Source organism: Caloramator proteoclasticus DSM 10124 (genome assembly GCF_900129265.1).
Classification (GTDB): domain Bacteria; phylum Bacillota; class Clostridia; order Clostridiales; family Caloramatoraceae; genus Thermobrachium; species Thermobrachium proteoclasticum.
Genome location: NZ_FQVG01000047.1, coordinates 1 through 20404 on the forward strand (window position 1 = coordinate 1; position 20404 = coordinate 20404).

The 20404-nt window shown below is 31.8% G+C and carries 18 protein-coding genes and 1 pseudogene; 4 read left to right on the forward strand and 15 right to left on the reverse strand.

From position 1 onward, the window contains the following. The 3 genes from BUB63_RS10180 to BUB63_RS10190 form a co-directional block, all read right to left on the reverse strand. Positions 1–348: acyl-CoA dehydrogenase family protein (locus BUB63_RS10180; protein ID WP_143290273.1), on the reverse strand; the 348-nt coding region annotated here is incomplete at its 3' end. A 12-nt stretch (positions 349–360) separates the two neighbouring features. Continuing rightward, entirely contained in the window at positions 361–1140 is a 780-nt protein-coding gene (locus BUB63_RS10185; RefSeq protein WP_073249557.1) for a short-chain-enoyl-CoA hydratase, read from the reverse strand. Between the two features lie 167 nt (positions 1141–1307). Next, the gene (locus tag BUB63_RS10190) at positions 1308–3224 is read right to left on the reverse strand and encodes an ABC-F family ATP-binding cassette domain-containing protein (RefSeq protein WP_073249559.1); all 1917 of its coding nucleotides are present in this window, start codon (positions 3222–3224) and stop codon (positions 1308–1310) included. A 148-nt stretch (positions 3225–3372) separates the two neighbouring features. Between BUB63_RS10190 and BUB63_RS10195 the strand changes: the two genes are divergently transcribed. After that, positions 3373–4017 (forward strand): redox-sensing transcriptional repressor Rex, encoded by a 645-nt coding sequence (locus BUB63_RS10195; RefSeq protein ID WP_073249561.1) that lies wholly within the window; start codon positions 3373–3375, stop codon positions 4015–4017. 5 nt (positions 4018–4022) lie between these two features. Here the strand turns inward: BUB63_RS10195 and BUB63_RS10200 are convergent, their stop codons facing one another. From BUB63_RS10200 to BUB63_RS10220, 5 genes are all read right to left on the reverse strand, one after another. Continuing rightward, a complete protein-coding gene (locus BUB63_RS10200; protein WP_073249563.1) occupies positions 4023–6263 on the reverse strand; it encodes an ATP-binding protein in 2241 nt (746 codons plus the stop codon). Between the two features lie 357 nt (positions 6264–6620). Next, a complete protein-coding gene (tsaD, locus tag BUB63_RS10205; RefSeq protein ID WP_073249565.1) occupies positions 6621–7643 on the reverse strand; it encodes a tRNA (adenosine(37)-N6)-threonylcarbamoyltransferase complex transferase subunit TsaD in 1023 nt (340 codons plus the stop codon). Between the two features lie 315 nt (positions 7644–7958). After that, positions 7959–8519, reverse strand: a complete 561-nt coding sequence (locus BUB63_RS10210) for a glycerol-3-phosphate responsive antiterminator (RefSeq protein ID WP_027308777.1) — start codon at positions 8517–8519, stop codon at positions 7959–7961. Position 8520: 1 nt separating this feature from the next. Next, the gene (locus tag BUB63_RS10215; RefSeq protein ID WP_423230485.1) at positions 8521–8718 is read right to left on the reverse strand and encodes a (2Fe-2S)-binding protein; all 198 of its coding nucleotides are present in this window, start codon (positions 8716–8718) and stop codon (positions 8521–8523) included. Positions 8719–8811: 93 nt separating this feature from the next. Further along, positions 8812–9390, reverse strand: coding sequence for an HD domain-containing protein (locus BUB63_RS10220; RefSeq protein WP_051350660.1), 579 nt, complete (start codon positions 9388–9390; stop codon positions 8812–8814). A gap of 244 nt (positions 9391–9634) precedes the next feature. Here BUB63_RS10220 and BUB63_RS10225 point away from each other — a divergent pair, with 244 nt between their 5' ends. Next, positions 9635–10921, forward strand: a complete 1287-nt coding sequence (locus BUB63_RS10225; RefSeq protein ID WP_027308779.1) for an ArsB/NhaD family transporter — start codon at positions 9635–9637, stop codon at positions 10919–10921. 94 nt (positions 10922–11015) lie between these two features. Here BUB63_RS10225 and BUB63_RS10230 read toward each other — a convergent pair whose 3' ends face one another. Next, on the reverse strand, positions 11016–12128 hold the full coding sequence (locus BUB63_RS10230; RefSeq protein ID WP_027308780.1) for an NlpC/P60 family protein: 1113 nt from the start codon (positions 12126–12128) through the stop codon (positions 11016–11018). A gap of 100 nt (positions 12129–12228) precedes the next feature. Between BUB63_RS10230 and BUB63_RS10235 the strand changes: the two genes are divergently transcribed. Continuing rightward, positions 12229–12492, forward strand: a complete 264-nt coding sequence (locus BUB63_RS10235) for a hypothetical protein (protein ID WP_027308781.1) — start codon at positions 12229–12231, stop codon at positions 12490–12492. Positions 12493–12502: 10 nt separating this feature from the next. Here BUB63_RS10235 and galE read toward each other — a convergent pair whose 3' ends face one another. The 6 genes from galE to BUB63_RS10265 all read right to left on the reverse strand — a co-directional run bounded on the left by galE (position 12503) and on the right by BUB63_RS10265 (position 20256). Next, positions 12503–13495: a UDP-glucose 4-epimerase GalE gene (gene galE / locus BUB63_RS10240; RefSeq protein WP_027308782.1), complete on the reverse strand. Its 993-nt coding sequence runs from the start codon at positions 13493–13495 to the stop codon at positions 12503–12505. Positions 13496–13505: 10 nt separating this feature from the next. Continuing rightward, positions 13506–14441 (reverse strand): aldose epimerase family protein, encoded by a 936-nt coding sequence (locus BUB63_RS10245; protein ID WP_073249569.1) that lies wholly within the window; start codon positions 14439–14441, stop codon positions 13506–13508. A 4-nt stretch (positions 14442–14445) separates the two neighbouring features. Next, on the reverse strand, positions 14446–15603 hold the full coding sequence (locus BUB63_RS10250; RefSeq protein WP_073249571.1) for a galactokinase: 1158 nt from the start codon (positions 15601–15603) through the stop codon (positions 14446–14448). A 2-nt stretch (positions 15604–15605) separates the two neighbouring features. Continuing rightward, on the reverse strand, positions 15606–16592 hold the full coding sequence (gene galT, locus BUB63_RS10255) for a galactose-1-phosphate uridylyltransferase (protein WP_073249573.1): 987 nt from the start codon (positions 16590–16592) through the stop codon (positions 15606–15608). Between the two features lie 124 nt (positions 16593–16716). Continuing rightward, positions 16717–18798, reverse strand: coding sequence for an alpha-galactosidase (locus tag BUB63_RS10260; RefSeq protein ID WP_073249575.1), 2082 nt, complete (start codon positions 18796–18798; stop codon positions 16717–16719). Continuing rightward, on the reverse strand, positions 18799–20256 hold the full coding sequence (locus tag BUB63_RS10265; protein WP_278298881.1) for a beta-galactosidase trimerization domain-containing protein: 1458 nt from the start codon (positions 20254–20256) through the stop codon (positions 18799–18801). It lies immediately after the preceding gene. Here BUB63_RS10265 and BUB63_RS10270 point away from each other — a divergent pair. Further along, positions 20219–20404: pseudogene (locus tag BUB63_RS10270) on the forward strand (UPF0236 family protein); the annotation flags it as partial. The gene BUB63_RS10265 and the pseudogene BUB63_RS10270 sit on opposite strands and share 38 nt — an antisense overlap.

Genomic DNA, 20404 nt, shown 5'->3' on the forward strand with positions numbered 1-20404 from the left:
CTTTAAGAGCTTTGGAAGATATTTTGCCTTCTGCTCCTCTGTACCATAGGTGTATATTGGCCAGCAGCATAGGGATGTGTGGGCAGATAGAATAACCGATGTTGTGGCACAAGCCTTTGCAAGCTCCTCCACCGCCATTATGTAGGTTATAAAATCGCCTCCTGCACCTCCAACTTCCCTTTCAAAGGGAATTCCCATCATACCAAGCTTTGCCATCTTCTTTACTGTTTCAATTGGAAACCTCTCGGTTTCATCAATCTCTGCTGCTATTGGTCTTACTTCATTTTCTACAAACTTTTCAAACATTTGTTTTGATAGCTGCTGTTCTCTTGTTAATGAAAAATCCATACCTGTTACCCCCTATCTGTTCTTAAACTTGTCTACTTTTCTCTTATCTAAAAAGGCTGCCATTGCATCCCTTTGGTCCTCAGTTAAAAAACAGTGTGAAAACAATTCTGTTTCATATTGAATACCTGTTTCAATATCAACTTCTATTCCTCTATTTATTGCAACTTTACACATTCTAACAGCAATTGGTGCATTTTTTGAGATTGAATTTGCCAAATCCATAACCTCATCCATCAAATTTTCCTGTGTCACCACCTTGTTAACCAATCCTATTTTTTCGGCCTCCTTTGCATCAATCATTCTGCCTGTATATATTAATTCCTTTGCCCTTGATGTCCCAACAATTCTTGCAAGCCTTTGTGTTCCTCCAAAACCTGGAGTTATTCCTAAAGTAACCTCTGGCTGTCCAAACTTAGCATTTTCTGATGCAATTCTAATATCACAACATAAACTTAATTCACATCCCCCACCTAATGCATAGCCATTGACTGCCGCAATAGTTGGTATCTCTAATTTTTCAATTTTTCTAAAAACACTATTCCCTAAAATAGAAAACTCCCTTGCCTCAAATACAGACATATTAGACATCTCTTTTATGTCAGCTCCTGCAACAAAGGCCTTATTTCCTTCACCTGTTATAACAAGAACGTAGATGTCCTTATCCCTTTTTACATCTTCAATAATACTATCAAGTTCAAGTAGAGTATTGGAATTTAATGCATTCAGGAATTTTGGACGAGAAATCTTTAGAACTGCAATATTGTCCCTTTTTTCAAAAGATATGTTCTCCATATTATCCCCCCATTGTTAAATCAATAACATTTTTATATTCCCCATATTTATTATAATATTTTCATAATTTTCTATCAACTTTAAGTTCACTATAATATAAAAGAGCACCTAAATTATGTGTAACTTCCTAATTAAAGCTACCATTTACACATAATTAGGTGCTCTATTTATTCTTCAATATTTGCTAAAAGCTCTTCCCATATCTCATAACACTTTTCTAATTCATCCTTTAAATTAATTATTTGTTGATTTATATCTCTTGTCATATTAGGATTTGTATAGACTTCCTCTTTGCAAAGTTCCTCTTCTAACTCAGCTATGTTTTTTTCTTTTTTCTCTATTTCTGCCTCTACTTTTTTAATTTCATTTTTTATATTTTTAATCTTATCCCTTTCCTGCTTTAACTTTTTCTTTTCCTTCTCTATTTGGGTTTTTGTTTTTCCTTCTTCATTAACTACTATTTCATCTTCCTTTGCATTCTTTTTAGCCATATAGTAATCGTAGTTTCCGAGATATTCAACAATACTGTTCTCCTCAAGCTCGCATATCTTTTGCACAACTTTATTTAGGAAATATCTATCGTGGGATATTACAAAAATAGTTCCGTCATATTCTAAAAGGGTATCCTCAAGTTCCTCCCTTGTTAATATATCTAAATGGTTTGTAGGCTCATCAAGAAGTAGAAAATTGGCCTTCTTCAACATAAGCTTAAGTAAATTTAACCTACACTTTTCACCGCCTGATAAATCCTTTATCTTTTTAAACACATCGTCTCCTTTAAATAAAAAGGCTGCAAGTGCATTCCTTATTTCTCTGACTGTTTTTTGTGGAAACTCATCCCAAACTTCATCTAATATTGTTTTTTCGGGATTTAAGTCCCTTTGTTCTTGATCATAATATCCAATCTCTACATTCCTACCAAGCCTTATATATCCACTATCAGGCTGAACTTCGCCCTTTATTATTTTTAAAAGTGTACTTTTTCCACGTCCATTTTCTCCTATAAGTGCAACCTTTTCAGCTTTTCTAATCATTAAATTAATATTATTAAAAAGAACCTTCTCTCCATAGGATTTAGACAGTTCTTCAATCTGGAGAACGTCATTACCACTTTTTATTCTTGTATCAAAACTTATCCTTACATTTTCTTCATAGGTTATTGGTCTATCTCCTAAATTTTCCTCCAATTTTAACAACATTTTCTCTTTACTCTCTGCTTGTTTTATGCTTTTTTCGCGATTAAAGGACCTAAACCTTTCTATCATCTCTTCAAGCCTTTTTATTTCCTTCTGTTTTAATTCGTATTCCTTTACCCTCTGCTCTATTCTATTTTTTCTTTCCTTTATGAAATAAGAATAGTTTCCTCCATATTCTTCTACTTTACCATTTAAAACTTCAACCGTCTTATTAGTTATTACATCGAGGAAATATCTATCGTGAGAAATAATAAGCACTGTTCCCCTATACTCCTTAAGGAAATTTTCAAGGAAAGCTATTCCTCCTAAATCAAGATGGTTGGTTGGTTCATCTAATAAAAGAACATCCGGACTCTTTAAAAGTAATTTTGCAAGAGCTACTCTTGTTTTTTGTCCTCCTGATAGATAGCAAATTTTTTTGCTTATTTCTTCCTCAAGAAGTCCAAGTCCAATAAGTACACCCTTTGCATAGCTTTCACAGCTATATCCATTTCTATTTTCAAATTCCACCTGAAGCCTTCCATATTCCTTTAGGAGCCTTTCGTGGTCTGAATTTGGGTCTGAAAGCTCCTCTTCAATCTGCCTCATTCTTTCTTCTATCTCTTTTATATCTGAAAATACCTTCATAACCTCTTCAAAGGCAGTAAGATTTTCATCTATGTCTAAGTTTTGCGAAAGATACCCAAGAGTTTTTCCCTTTTGAAGAATTATTTCACCCTCGTCCTGCTTTATGCTGCCTGTTATTATTTTAAAAAGAGTAGTTTTACCTGCACCATTTCTTCCAACAAATCCGATTTTATCGCCTTCGTTTATTATTAAGTTTATACCATCTAAAACTACATCTACTCCATAGGACTTTTTTATATTGTTAACATAAAGAATTGCCATTTTTTCACCTCAACTTAAAATAGCCTAACAGATTAATTTTAATATTAACCCTTATTTAAAGCAATACTTTTTAGGTAATTGACATTAATTCTTGCATATTATAACATATATGATAGGGGAAAATTATAAGGATGGGAAGTGAAGCTTTATGGCAAAGGAAACTAAGATTTCGATGGCAGTTATCAGAAGATTGCCAAAATATCATAGGTATTTAGGTGAACTTTTAAGAAAAGATATAGATAGAATATCTTCAAAGGAGCTTTCAGAAAGAATTGGGTTTACAGCTTCTCAAATAAGACAGGATTTAAACTGTTTTGGTGACTTTGGGCAACAGGGATATGGTTACAACGTTAAGGATTTATATGACCAAATAGGAAAAATACTTGGACTTGATAAGAATTATAAAACAATAATTGTTGGTGCAGGTAACATAGGGCAAGCTGTTGCAAATTATGCAAAGTTTGAAAGTTTAGGATTCCATCTACAGGCTATATTTGATAAAAATCCAAAACTTATTGGAATTAAAATAAGAGATATTGAAGTTAAGGATGTAGATTGTTTAGATACATACCTTAAGGAAAATCCTATAGATATTGGTATAATATGTGTTCCAAAGGAGCACGCACAAATGGTTGCAGATATAATGATTAAAAACGGAATTAAAGGTATCTGGAACTTTGCTCCAACTGATTTAAATGCACCAGATGATGTGATAGTAGAAAATGTGCATCTTAGTGAGAGTTTAATGATATTGAGCTATAGACTAAATGAATCTGAACTATTTAAAGAATAAGTGGGCTAATTGCCCACTTTATTTTTACATATCCTTTGGATTGTATCTTTAAGTTCTTCAATTGAAAACGGCTTCTGTATTATATCATCTATATATTTCTTATCGGAATCATTTAGATTACCAAGCCATCCAGTCATTAATACTACTGGTATATCCTTCTTTTGCTTTACTTTTTCCGAGAGCTCAGCACCTGTGCAATTTGGCATAGCAAGATCACACATTACTGCATCAAAATCATATTTTTCTATTAGTTTAAGGGCCTCCTCATCGTCAACTACATAAGTCGAATCGTGTCCAAGACTTCTTAACATCTCTGATACTGCCTCTGCAACAGGCTCCTGGTCATCTATAACTAATATTTTATAAATTTGCTTTTCTTCAAAACCTTCATTAAGATATTCTTTGCTTAATCCTGCACCCTTTGCAGGTAGTTTTATCTCAAATTCTGTTCCTTCGTTAACTTGACTTGATACATCTATATGCCCACTCATTTCCTTAATTATTGAGTAAACAATAGAAAGCCCAAGTCCATTTCCTCTTTCATTTTTTGTTGTAAAGAAGGGCTCAAATATCTTTTCTTTAACTTCCTCAGTCATACCAACTCCAGTGTCCTTTATTTTTATCACTATATTTCCCTTCTTATTAAAGGACTCTATATGCAAAAATCCACCGTTTGGCATAGCATCTATGGCATTAGAGATTATATTTACAAATACTTCTCTAAGTTCAGTAGCTGTACCTTCAACAAACCCCTTTGCCTTTAAATCTAATTTTACCTCAATACTCTTTTTGCTTATTTGGGATTCATAAGTCCATTTTGGCTTTGTTATTTCAACCGATTGAATTATGATTCTATTTATATCACAAAGTTCCTTTTCCTTGTGTTTTGGCTTTGAAAATTCCTGTATTCTCTTTACTATTTTTGCCCCATCCTTTGCACTTTCTTCAATGAGTTCTATGTATCTATTAAGTATAGGATCATCTATGTTATTCTTTAGAATTTGTATATATCCTAATATTGGTGTTAATATATTATTAAATTCGTGAGCAATACCACCGGTTAGCTCTCCTAAAGCCTGCATCTTTCTTGATTGAATTAAACTATCCTGTATCTTTTTATATCTTCTAAATTCCACAAGCATTTTACCTATTGTTTGACATACCATATATAAAAACTCAGAACTATCTTCAAAGGAGAAGTACTTATCTTGGCTTGATAGCCACATACATCCTAATATATCATCATCAAACTTTATAGGAATTATAATAAAGGATAATATATTATTCTTTTCCATTATTTGTTTTATAGGGCCAGCTACGTGCTTTATATGATAAACTAAACAATTAAATTTAGAAAATGTTGCTTTAGGATTGTAAATACCACTTTCTAACTGACTCTTATATGTGTTTATTAAATCCTCTGTAATATTATAAGATATAATATAATCTGAATTAAAATCCTTTGGCAAATCATTGTTTTCAAACAGCACAACAAAACCTCTATTTGCTGATATGGAGCTGCATATTATATTTAATGCTGTCTCAAGTATCTCTCCTTCATCCTTTTTATAGGACAATTCTCCAGATAATTTGCTTATAAATTTATATACTTTATTTTCTCTTATTACCTTTTCTCTCTTCTTTAAAAATTCCTGTACAATTCCTAAAGTTTCTTCCTTTGTAAAAAAACCTTCATCATTTATATGAACATATACTTCATCATTGTTCTTATATATAAAGTTTGGATTTAAATGTGTTATTGCAAAAAGGGCATCAACACCAAATTTGTCTATATTATAGCAACTTATAGCTGAAACTGGATATTTTTCAAATATATCGTTTAATTCCTTTTCATAGTTGTATAAAAACTCCTCATCATAATCGCTATGACAAAAGGCTTCTCTATCAGAAATTATGGCTATGCCGTCATATCCATCCATAACTGCATCCTTGGCCATATCCTTGATATTTTGATATGCTGAATTTATGTTGTTGTTTGCAAAGAAAAGCTGAGAAGATTGAACTATTAATTTATTACTTGCAATAAGTTCAATCATATCCATATTTGCCTGTCTTAAATAAAAATCAAGGCTTGTCAATACATCCCTATCAACAAAATAATAACACTTTCTATTATTTCTAATTCCCCAAGATATGAACTCTGCAATCACATCATAAGCATAATCATCGTCGGTGCTAATTAGGGTATACCTAACACCTTTTTGGAAGTATTTATCAAAATCCATTCGACTTCCCCCTAATTCAACACAAAAATTATAGATTTTTTCTAAAAGACTAATTATATGATATAACATTTTTTGTTAAAATAAAAGTTTTTTTTGTACTTTTTTGACTTTTTTCTATCATTTTCTCTTCATTTCTTCTTTTACTTATTCATTTCCTTTTTATGTAATTGTAATAATGCAATAAAAAATAAAGATAATCTAAAATTAATTATCTTTATTTTTTTCAAAAAATTAAGTTATATCCACATTGTCCACAATATTATCCACAGCTTTTGTGGGTTATTTTGTGAAGCTTTTGCAGATTTATCCACTTTATCCACAGATAATATGTTAACATATCCAAAATATCCACAAATTCTACAATCTTTGTCCTATTTTTAATGAAGGATATGCATTAAGCCCTAAATTCGACACAAGCCCTGCCTTATAATTAAAATACCCTGCACTTGCTATCATTGCAGCATTATCTGTACATAAACTAATTGGTGGATAGTAAAAATTGATCCCTTCTTTTTTACATTCTTTTTCTAAAGTATCTCTTAGCTTAGAATTTGCTGCAACACCACCTGCAAGACAAATTGTATTCATTTTATATTTTTTTGCTGCAAGTATTGCCTTTTCAGTCAATATCTCAACAACAGACCTTTGAAAGCTTGCTGCAACATCCTCCCTTTTAATTTCTTTTCCCGTCATCTGCATTTTATTTAAGTAGTTTAAAACTGCAGATTTGAGCCCACTAAAAGAAAAATCAAAACTTTCATCCTCAAGGTATGCCTTTGGAAAATCTACTGCATATTCATCTCCCTCTTTTGCTAAGGCATCAATTAAAGGTCCCCCTGGATAACCAAGCCCTAATGCTCTTGCAACCTTATCGTAGGCCTCTCCAGCCGCATCATCCCTTGTTCTTCCTAATACTTCAAATTCAGTATAGTCCTTAACAAGAACAAGATGTGTATGTCCACCTGAAACTATAAGGCATAGGTAGGGTGGCTCTAATTCCTTGTGTGCTATGTAATTTGCTGCTATATGGCCCTCTATGTGATTTACTCCAACAAAGGGTTTATTTAAGGATAATGCTAATCCCTTGGCATAGGATAATCCTACAAGAAGAGCACCAACAAGACCAGGACCATATGTTGCAGCTATTAAATCTATATCTTCAAAGGATATATTTGCCTTCTCAATTGCCTCTTTTACCACATTACTTATAACTTCAACGTGCTTTCTTGAGGCAACCTCAGGAACAACTCCTCCAAATTTTTTATGAATATCAATCTGTGAAGATATTATATTAGAAAGAACTTCTCTTCCATTTTTAACAATAGCACAAGATGTTTCATCACAGCTTGATTCTATTCCAATAACAATCAAATCCTTCATCTGTATCTCTCCTTATATATTTTCATTTTAATTATACCCCAAAATGCTATTTATACAACCTTTATTTTGTGAGAAACATAAAATACGTCCAACCAAAGGGACTGCAGTTTCACCCCTAATCTATACTATTAAACAATAGTTGATTTTGTTCGACATTTTACATCATTTTTTTACAAAAATTTAATACACAAAGTTAATATTTTATGTTATTATAATTATGCGGCAACAAACAAACCCCAACCCATTTACCCATTTCCCGGGATCCCCCCCGGGCTTTTTTTTATATAAAAAAGGTGTCGAAAACGACACCTCTTTTCACTCATTCCAAAGTTCCTTTTTAGATGTTGAAATTGCAATAGCTCCATTAGAAAGTGCATTTATAACATCTGTTTTATCACATATTAGTCCACCAACAATAATAGGTATCTTTATCTTTTTATGGATTATACCAATAACTTTACTTGCAAGGCCTGGCATAATCTCAACAGCATCCGGCCTCTCCTCAACAATGCTTTTTATTCCTGTCTCTAAAGAACGGGAATCAAGCATAAATAATCTTTGTATAGCTACTAAATCCTCATTTTTTATTGACTTTATTAAAGTAGGCTTTGTGGTAATTATACCATCAACACCTACCCCCTTTAAAAATTTCACTGCTTCTTCATCTCTACCTAAACCATCAACAAGGTCTATATGAACATAAACCTTTTTTCCTTTTTCCTTTAACAAAGATACTGTATTCTGTATAGTTAATATACTTCCAAATAACATAAATATTACCTTTACATCTGTTTTTATGACATATTCAATGTCAGCATTATCCTTTACAGCGGCTATGATTGGATTTTCCTCAAGATACTCTATTATTTGCCTCATTTTAATCCTCCAAATTTTTATAGTATTCGTCTATGAGTTCTTGAATTTTTTGTGAGCATCTTCTCCCTTTGCAGGAACCAGTTGTTGCACCAGTAGCCCTTTTAACATCCTCTACTGTCTTTGCTCCATTTTCAATTGCCTTTTTGATATTTTGCCTGGATATAGATTTGCAAATACATACCTTAGTTAGCCTATCCATAATTGAATTATTTAAGTTATCGTTCACAATTATCCTCCTGTAATGTTAATTTTATCCACATATGTTAATAAGTTTGTGGATAGTTTTTAGAAATCACTTAAATATATAATTAATTTTTTCCTGTAGTTCCTTATACATTGGGTATGCTTTTAAATCCAAAAATACATCTAATAGCTCAAAATAGTACCACTTCTGTTCGTCATACCCTGCATTAAACATTACCCATAATTTATCTCTCATAGTGTTATAGTCCTCAACCATACTTCTTATATTGCTTAACTTATCTGCACAGGATACAATCTTTACATCTATCGATGCATTTTTTAATTTATCTATGGCTTCTTGTTTTCTTTTTTTCCAGGTATTTATCTTTTCACTTCTTGTTAAGCTTCTATTAACCAATAATTTTTCCTGTTCTGTTACAGATAAAACTATATCAACAACCCTCTTGGGAAAATTTGTTTTTATAAGCTTTAAAAGTTCCATTCTTCCAGATGTTATATCCTCTAATGTATCGTGTAGAAGACCTGCTGTAACCAAATCATCATCCCCACCATTTTCCAAAATTATAACAGCAACTTCTACAGGATGAATTATATATGGTGCATTAGAACCTTTTCTTTTTTGTTCTTTATGTACATCCCAAGCAATTTTTAGTGCCAAACTATTCATATACCCACCACCTTAGATTTTTAAAACTTTATTTATTAAAAAATCTTTTTTACTATTATATACCATAATTTTCTAAAATAAAACTTTCTTTTTCTGAAAATATTACTTACAAACTCAATTAGAAACAATTTAAGTTAATTTTATGACATAACAGAATATTTTTCTATCTTTTTAAACATAATTAGTGCAAATTTTATTAATTTTTTGTATAATTTAATTAGTAATACATTTGAGGGGGGATTTGATGACAATTGCACTGATAACCTTTTCAGCAACCTATATACTCTTGATGCTTGAAAAACTTCCAAAATATTTAATTTCTCTAATTGGTGCATTAATAATAATTGCATCGGGTGTTTTATCTCTAAATGATGCAATGTCCTTTGTTAGCTGGGACACAATAGGTCTTCTTTTAGGAATGTTTATTATTATAAAAGTCCTAGAAGAGGCAAACTTTTTTAATTTTATGGCTGTCAAAATAATGGAAAAACTTAATTTTGATATCAAGAAAATATATATTGTTTTTCCATTAATAACAGCACTTCTTGCGGGTTTTATGGACAGTATTACAGTTCTTATCTTTTTTACAATATTAACAATAAATCTTTGTAAAATGTTTGATATAAATCCTGTTCCTCTTGTTATTGCAGAGGTATGTACTGCAAACATTGGAGGAAGTGGTACTTTAGTTGGAGACCCTCCAAACGTAATAATAGGAAGTGTACTTAACTACACCTTCTCTGATTTTGTAAGAAATACAGGTCCTATTGCCTTCATTTCAACAGTTGTAGTAACATTATTTTTCTTTTTAATTAACTTTAATAAATTAAAGTCAATTAAAAAGCTTAACGAAGGAGAAAAAGAACAACTAATCTTGGAAAATAAAATATCAAATTTAAAGTATGTAAAGATAGGTGGTTTATCCTTTATTTTTGCAATAGTTTTCCTTGTAACACATCATCTTTTAAATGAGATGTTTGGATTTCATATATACGCATCTATTGCAACTTTACTACCCGCAATGGTTTGTCTTTCATTGCTCAAGGATGAGTCCGACAATATACTGCGTTCAATAGATGGTGAAACACTTCTATTTTTTATAGGACTATTTATAATAATAGGTTCACTTGAAAAAACAGGCGTTATATCTGTAATTGCAGAAAAGATAATAAAACTATCAAATGGAAACCCTATACTTCTTTCATTATCTTTTATTTGGATATGTGGTATAATTAGTGCTGTTGTTGATAACGTTCCTATGGCTCTAACTATGTCCTATATTCTACTTAGCATAATAAATCAAAATCCCGACTTAGCTTTATGTAAAGATGATTTTGTATGGTCATTAACATTAGGACTTGATATTGGAGGAAATATGACTCCAATAGGAGCATCTGCAAACGTAATGGCCTATAGCATACTGGAAAAAAATAAGATTCACGTAGGATGGAAAAAGTGGCTAATGCTTGCTATACCTGCAACAATAATAGCCCTCATAGTTTCAACAATAGGAATTTATATTAAATTATAAATCCTTTAGACTAATAAAAAAGCTTATCAAAATGAGCATCTTTATCTTAATTCATTTTGATAAGCCTTTTTTAATAATTATTTAAATCTTATTTCTATTGAGTTTTAATACTAAAATCATATTTAAACTTAAACTCAAGCTTTTTTGAATATATCTTTATTTTAACATCCTGACCATCTTCAACACTAAAATTACATTCATTATTTTTATCTACATATAAAGATATTATATTATTTTCTCCACTATATGCTTCAACATAGATAGGTTTATCACTTTTAAAACTTATATTGTAGTTTCCTTTATTTAATTTTAAAGAGTATATGTCAACATCTCCTGCATAATCTATGTATCCTTGATAGTCTTCATCTAATGATATGTTCGTAGCTAAATAATCAAAATTGTTAAATTCATACTTGTCCTTAAATAGTTCAACTTTATCTTCAACAATCCTATTATACCTCATTGGTATGTAGGTTCCATCTTCTATATACTTTTTTATTTCAGAATAACTCCTGTAATTTATAGTTGTCCTGTCAAATGCAACATATTTCCCTGTTGTTGCCTCCATAACGATGATACCCTTTTTATCTGCTGACTCTTTAAGATAAATAAAAACGTGGTATTTTTTGTGATTAATTATATCCATAGGCTTTAACTCTTCGAACTTTATAGGATGAAAGTAATCATCAAGCATTTGTGTAGAAACCTTTATAGGCAGTTTATAGACAGCTCCAACAAAACCAGAACAGTCAAGACCTGCTGTTAGCGGCTTATATCCGCCATTTGTATTGATGTTTCCTGCAATTAAACCCTTCTTTAATGCATCTTTAAAATCTTTAACTTGTGGTTGATTACTTATATCAAGGGATATATAACCTCCCCAGCAATAGGGTATTCCGCTTGTTAATTCTCCATCCCTTAGATGTCGTGGCATTGTAATTTCACTGTTATCTACAACTCCATTTTTAGATGCATCGTATTTCCATACAAAATTTATCATTTCCATTCCACGTTTATATGCTTCACTTCTTTTTATTTTTACTATATTTGTAGACTTATATGGCTTTGGTTTGTAGTTTATGTATACAATTAAAAATAGAATCAAACAGATTATAAATATAAAAAGATATAGCTTAAAAATAAAACCAAATATTGAATATTTTTTATTTATTCTGAATCTAAATTTTCTATATCTAAATACCCTCATCTTTATCCCCTAAAAAATTATTTCATTTTAATAAATATTAATACTTTTTCAGTTTTATGTTGCAAATTTTCTTGATATAATAAATAAAAGGAGGGATTTTATGCAATATTTAATTTTCCCAATCTGCATATTAATTGGGGCTCTAACATCCTTTGTACTTTGGAAGATTTCTAAGTCAATTAAGTTACCCTTTATCTTTTCAGTTTTAATTGTAGTTTTTGGCGTATTTCTAATAATTAAAGCCAAAACAATGCCTACAGAGGGTTTTAGAGATTTAGCTTATATTCTTAATGCAATTATGTTATTTTTAATTTCTATCGGTATGTGGATACAACTTATAATTGTGAAGGTAAGAAAAAAGTAGCTTATATAAGCTACTTTTTATCATCATATCCGTTGGGATGATTTTTGTGCCATCTCCAAGCTGTTTCTATAATCCTTTTAATATCCGTATATTTTGGATTCCAATTAAGTTCACGTCTTATTTTTTCAGAACTTGCAATTAAAACTGCTGGGTCTCCTGCTCTTCTTGGTGCTATTTCCTTCTTTATATTTATTCCTGTAACCTCTTCTGCTGCCTCTATTATTTCCTTAACTGTAAATCCATTACCATTTCCAAGGTTATATACGTTTGAGTTCTTTCCATCATAAAGTGCTTCTAACGCAAGAATATGAGCCTCTGCCAAATCATTAACGTGTATATAATCCCTTATACAAGTTCCATCCTTTGTGTTATAGTCATCTCCAAATATTTTTATACTCTCCCTCTTTCCAAGACAAGTTTGGAGAACAAGAGGAATTAAGTGTGTTTCTGGGCTGTGGTCTTCTCCTATATCTCCCTCATCATCAGCACCACAGGCATTAAAATATCTTAGTGCTACATATTTTAATCCATAGGATCTTGAATAGTCCTCCATAGCATTTTCCATAATAAGCTTTGTTCTTCCATAAACGTTTGTTGGATTTTTAGATATATCCTCTGTTATAGGAACCCTTTCAGGTTCTCCATAAACTGCCGCTGTTGATGAAAATACAAGCTTTTTTACATTGTTTTTAAGCATAACATCAAGTAGATTTAAAGTACCTTGTACATTGTTATAGTAATACATTTGAGGTTTTTCCATCGATTCTCCAACAAGGCTGTAGGCTGCAAAATGAACAACTGAATCAATGTTGTATTTCTTTATCGTCCATTCTAACTTTTCGCTGTCAAAAATGTCACCCTCAACAAAGTTTGGACACTTAACAGCATCCTTATGTCCTTTAACTAAATTGTCATATACAACGACATTCTTACCCATCTTATTTAGCATTTTCACGGTGTGGGAGCCTATATAACCCGCACCCCCAGTTACTAAAATATTCATAAAACCCCTCCTAAAGCAATTCTTCAAGAACAATATCTATATACCAATTCTGTTCTTCTTCTACCTCTAATGGTTTTATTTTACCATACTTTTTAGCTATTTCAACAGAATCGTAAAAGGCATTTGAGGGTTCAAGTGCACAATTGTATTCTCCTTTAAATCCACCTTCATTTATCCAAACCCCAAGGTATGGTATTTTATCTTTTGGAAATAATAATTTATACAGCAATCTATTTCTATTTAAAGTTAAGGACGCTTCCCCCTTCTTAACCTCTCCATTTACATAGAATTTTTCTGTCTTTTCAAGGGTTTTAGGTCCAATTCTATCAACCCTAACTTTTCTTCCATTCACGTCAAGGGTTTCAGGGAATAGATGTATATTCCCCACATCTCCATAAATACTGCTTTTGTGGACATTCATTATACTATCTTCATCTATTAAAATTCTACTCTCCTCGTCACAAGCAACAAGTCCGTGAAATGCCCAAATCCCATATAATGGACTACTTCCTATGTTCTTTACTTTATAATTTAGCCTTATAATATTTTTATCAAGCTTAATTCTTCTTTCAAATTCATATTTAAACCTTATTCCCTGTACCCTGCAAATAATTTCATCATCAAAAATTTCAACCCTCCAAGGAATACTCCAAAGTTCTCCGTGATCAGGCATTTTTTCATCATAACCTTCATAGGGATACATACATTCATCTATTGTAGGATACATTTCATCAATTCCTGAAGTATCATACTTTTCGAAACTATCGCCATACTCTGCAAGTGTATATTTATTTAATGCTGGCTGTGCTAAAACTTCAAAGTTTTGTGGTTTATAAATCAATGATGCAATTTTAGCACCAAGTTTAGGCAGAAGTACTAAACTAATATAATCATTTTCTAACCTTATCCCGTCAAGCCCTTTATATACTATATTTTGTATCTTCATAGCATTAGCACCTTCCTATAAATTTAACTCCATCACCTATTTTACTTATATAAAAATCTGCCTTTATACCTGTTCTATCTTTATATCTATTTGAAACTTCATTAATAAATTCTTCCTCCATTCCTTCTTTTACAATAGCAATTGCACATCCTCCAAAACCTGCACCAGTCATTCTTGCACCAAGGCATCCTTTAAATTTTAATGCCTCTTCAACTATAGCATCAAGATGCAATCCTGTAACCTCATAATCCTCCTTTAGTGATTTATGTGATTGGATTAAGAGTTTAGAAAATGCTTCAATGTCTCCCTCTCTTAAAACTTTAACAGCTTCCTTTACTCTCATATTTTCTGTTATTGCGTGGCGTGCTCTCTTTTTGATTGTTTCATCTTCAATATAATCTAAATCCTTTATTTCTGCTTGGCAAAGGTTTTCTATTTCTTTGTGGGCTTTTATAATATCAAGTGCCTTGTCACACTCTGCTCTTCTTTCATTATACTTTGATTCACTAAGTTCTCTTCTTTTGTTTGTATTCATTATAACTAAGCTTGAATCCTTTAAATTAAAGGGAACATATTCATAATAAAGATTTGAACAGTCAAGTAAAATTGCATTATTTTCTCTTCCTACAGAAACAGCAAACTGATCCATAATTCCACAATTTACACCAACAAATTTATTCTCAACCTCTTGGCATAGTTTTGCTATTTCTACTCTATCTATATCTTCAGCCTTATTCTTGTGTAACAATATATAGGCAGTTAAAACTTCAATTGCTGCAGAAGAAGAAAGTCCTGCACCATCTGGTAGGTTGCTGTAGAATAATATATCAAAACCATTAACCTTATATCCTAATTCCATTATCTTCTTTATTACTCCCTTTGGATAGTTACCCCAATCATCCCTTTCATCGTATACTATCTCTCTATCTAAATCTATTACAACCTCTCCTATTGCATTTTTAGACCTTAATCGTATAATATTGTCGCTTCTATCTCTAAGCATCCCATAAATACCTATTGTTAAAGCACCAGGAAAAACATATCCTCCATTATAATCTATATGTTCTCCTATAAGATTAACTCTTCCTGGTGAAAAATAAACATCAACTACTCCTTCACCATATTCCTTTTCAAACATATCCTTTAGTGTTTTTACCTCCATAATTATCCCCCTATCTTATCTAAAAATTTTCTTAATGCTTCCCTTAATTGTTCTGATGTTTGTTCAACCGCAAGGGTATTGCAGGCAGCCCACGCACCCATTTCAGATGAAGCATAATATTTTATTTTATTTGCATCCCTAAGTGGTGGGTAAAACTCTATATGGAAGTGATAATAGTCTGCACTGTCCTTATACTCTTCACAGTTAACTGGCGTTTGATGTATACACATCATATAAGGAAATAATCTTTCAAAAAGTGTATCAAATGCACCAGTTACCTTTTTTAATATATCTGCTAAATCCCATTTTTCTTTGTCAGTAAACTCTGTAAAGTTCCCCTTGTGGGATTTACTTACTATAAATACTCCGTAAGGGTAATCTGTAAAGAAGGGAATATATGCAATAAAACTTTCATTTTCATATATAACTCTCTTTTCAAAATCCTTTTCTTCTCTATTCATTCTACAAATCATACATTCATTGTGTTCTTTAAAATATTCTTTACAAGAATCAAGTTCAACCTTAACCTTAAGTGGTACAAAGGAATATCCATATATCTGTCCGTGAGGATGAGGCATTGTAACTCCAACTTCCTCTCCTCTATTTTCAAATTCAAATATATACTTTATTTTTTCATCCTTTGAGAGTTCCGCAAACCTTTCAGTCCAAAGATTGACTAATTTATATATATGTGAAACTTCAAGTTCTGGAAGTGTTTTGGTGTGTTCTGGTGAATACAATATAACTTCGCACTTTCCATAGTTTTGAGCAACTTTATATAAGTCATTTCCATCAACATCAGGCTGTCCAGGTGATTGAGTTAGAGCAGGAAAGTCATTATCGTATTTATAAACGTCATAATTGTCTGGTACTCTTCCCGAACCTGGGCAAAATGGGCACCAATCCTTTGGCATATTAGGTCTTTGCTGTCTATTTGAAGCTACCATAGTCCAAGTCTTTAAAAGTGGATTCCATCTTAACTCTGCCATATCCGTTCCTCCTTATAGAAAACCTTTTCTATAATCATTATATAACAACCAAAACAAAAAATAAATATCAATTTTCAAAAAATTAAGAAGGGATATGAAATTTTCATATCCCAATGGTGTAGCATTATTCATATTTCAAATAGATTGCATTTGAGGCATAGTCTCCCTTAAGCTCTACATCTATACCGTAGTTCATAATATAAGCACCTGATTTAAAATACTCCTTTCCTTCAATCTTTACTTTATATCTTTTATCTAACTCTAATCCCTTTAACCTAATTCTAAATTTAGATTTTGAATAGTTTTGTCGAGGTAAAAATGTAAAGACTACCGACTCATCCTTTAATACATATTGAACAGAATGTATTTCTTCCTTTTCTATTGAAGATAGTCTATAAAGGTCTCCAAATTGAACTATATGCCTTATTTGTTTATACTCTTCTATCATATCCTTAGCAATCTTCTTTTCTTCATCTGTCCACTTATTTATATTTCCTCCAATTCCTAATGTACCCATCATAGCACAGTGAAATCTAAATTTTAAAGGAATTATTCTGTTGGTTAAAAAATTAGGGCAATCTGTAACCCAAGCTCTCATAGCAATAGCTGGATAAATTAAGCTGTAGGACTCTTGTATCTTCAATCTATCAAAGGCATCAGTATTATCACTTGTCCAATATTGATCAAAATATCTTATACTTCCTAAATCAACCCTTCCTCCTCCAGAAGCACAGGCTTCAAAATGCACATTAGGATGCTTTTCCCTCAACTTTTTTACTATCTCAAAAACTGCCTCTGTATGCTTTATCCAAACACTTCTTTTATCCTTAAGGTTTAGAGCACCTGCCTCTGAAAATGGCCTATTCATATCCCATTTTATAAAGCTTATATCGTTTTGAGTTAAAAGCTCATCAAGTACGCTATATACATAGTCCTGAACTTCCTTTAAAGTCATATTTAAAACAAGTTGATTTCTTGCAGTAGTACATTTTCTATTGTTAAAGTGGTACACCCAATCAGGATGATTTCTATAAAGGTTGCTATCTATATTTACCATTTCAGGTTCAACCCATATCCCAAAATCCATTCCTAAGGCTTTAACCTCATCAATTAAAGGTTTTAAACCTTGTGGAAATTTCTCCTTGTTTACATACCAATCCCCAAGACCTGCCCTATCACTATTTCTCTCCCCAAACCAACCGTCATCTACAACAAATAGTTCGCACCCTATCTCCTTTGCTCTCTTTGCAAGCTCTATTTGCTCGCTGCATTTAACATCAAATAAAGTTGCCTCCCAAGAATTATACAAAACCGGTCGTATTCTTTGGTTAAAGTTTATGGGCATTAATTTGTTTATAACAAACCTGTGCATCCTTCTTGACATATCTCCAAGACCCTTTTTAGTATAACCAAAATAAACTGTTGGTAAAGCTAAACTCTGTCCCTTTTCTAATGTAATTGAAGTATCAAAATCGTTAACCCCTGCTAATACCCTTGTATAACCATAGGGCGTTCCTTCTGCAACTATTTTAAAATTACCACTATATTCTAAAGCACCAAAGTAAACTTCTCCCTTGTCCTCCTCTGCATCCCTTTCAATAACAAAGTATGGGTTGTTATTGTGTCCTGTATTGCCCTTTCTACTCTCTAATATAACCTTACTGTAGCCTACCTGCTGTCTAAACCTTAACCCTTCTTTACCCCAATGTCCTCCAACGTTGTTTATATAATATCCTAATCCATCAAGATCAAGTTCAAAGGAAAAGGCCTTCTCTATTTTTATTAAATCTTCACCTACATTTTTCACTTCAACACATCTTGCAAGTAAATCTTCTTCTTCATAAACTATATATTTAAGTACTACTTCTATTTTATAATGTTCATCTTCAAGTATAACTTCAACATAATCACCTTCTACTTTAACATCCTTTAACCTTAAAACAAGGTCTCTTGTTCCATCTTCAAACTCAACCTTAAGACAAGTTTCTTTAAACCTTAACTTACCGTGATAAGAAAACTCCTCCATAGAAACATCGTATATCGAATCATTAGAGGACACCTCTTTTACCTTTTCTAACTCAAAATCCTCTAAAGGTATTTCTTCACCAAAATAAACGTGTCTTATTAAATCATCCTCTAATTTAAATACATACTGCATTGATTTAGTATATAAACCAATATATTCGTTATATTTTCTTACCCCCATCTATTTCACCTCTATAATCTTACTATCATAAGGCATAAGTTTTATACCTAAAACCTCCTTATCTTCGTCTGTATGGTTCATAACAAACATATACTTTTTACCGTTTAAATACCTTGTATATACCTCAACTCCATAGGGTGTACTATAATGTTCTATATCTTTTTTAGTTATTATTTCCTCTGCTATTTTTGTTAATATTTCTTCATCAGCAGATGTTCCTATATAATAAACTTCCCCTTCTCCAAACTTATTTAATGTTATACATCCCTTTTCTCTGTAGAACTTATCCTGATATGTATAAAGAACCTCTGCCCCCTTTGAATCTATCATTTCCCTCATAACACTGCATTTTGTCCTTCCAAATTTACCATCTGCATAGGCAAATTGCCCCTCCTGAAGTGACTCTATCTCCTCCACCTCGATGCCTATAAGATCAGTTAAATTGCAGGGCATTGCTTTTCCAAGATAAAGATTGTTGTTTCTGTCCTTTATGGATGTCCTGTAGGTAAAGACAACTGTTCCTCCCTTTTTAACAAAATCTTGAAGTTTAGATTTTAATTCATCATCAACTATCATCATAGCAGGCAGTACAACAACCTTGTAATTGCTAAAGTCATCCTTTGAATCTATTACATCTATATGTGTATTATGTCTATAGAAGGCTGTATATAGCTTTAACATTTCCTCTTTAAAATTGAAGGCTGTACTTTGAGGTTGAATCTTCCAAGCCCATATATTCTCATAATCATATAAAAAGGCTATTTCTGATTTTATTGGGGTTTGAAGAAGCTCCTTATAACCCTTTATGTCTTTAAAGAACTCCTTAACCTCCCTGTATTTTCTTCCCTCTCTGTTGTCCTGATCAATGATGCCTAAACAGAATTCCTCTGTTCCAAAAGTTGCTGTTCTATATCTAAAGAAAAGTATAGATTGTGCACCGTGGGCTACTGCTTGATATGCCCACATTTTTGCTTGATTTGGTCTTGGAAGATATCCTATAATTGTATGGCCCTGTGCTCCCATAAGCTCTTCAACAATCCAAAAGTTTTTTCTTTTTAAACCTCTTATAAAATCTAAATCCATTGCTATGTTAGCAGGAGTAATTGGTTCCTTTAGTCCTCCCCAAACAGGATAGTTGTCATAGGATGCAACATCCATTTCCTTTGCCATTTGTTTATGGTCAAAGTTTTTATCAAAATATCCACCTGCTATATTAGTTGTGATAACTGCCTTTTCACCTAAAATATCTCTTAATATGTCTACTTGAAATTTTGCATATTCATTTATTGACTTTGACATAAATCTCTTATCATAGTGTAAAATTATTGTAGGACGAAAAAGGACAAAAAATTTAAAAGAGACAACCCCTGTGGTAAAATAAAAAGTGGAAAAAACACAAACCAATAAGGGGGTGTCTCTTTTGAATAATATTATACAACAACATTTAATAAATTTCACTACTAAATTAATAAAAAATGTAGAAGAAATGCTGTCAAAAGAATGGGATTTTACAAAACTTGTTGAGGTAGTTAAAGAATCGACTGATGAACTTGGAAGGAATATAATAAAAGACTTTTTAGAAGAATTAGATAAAGCGATTAAAGAA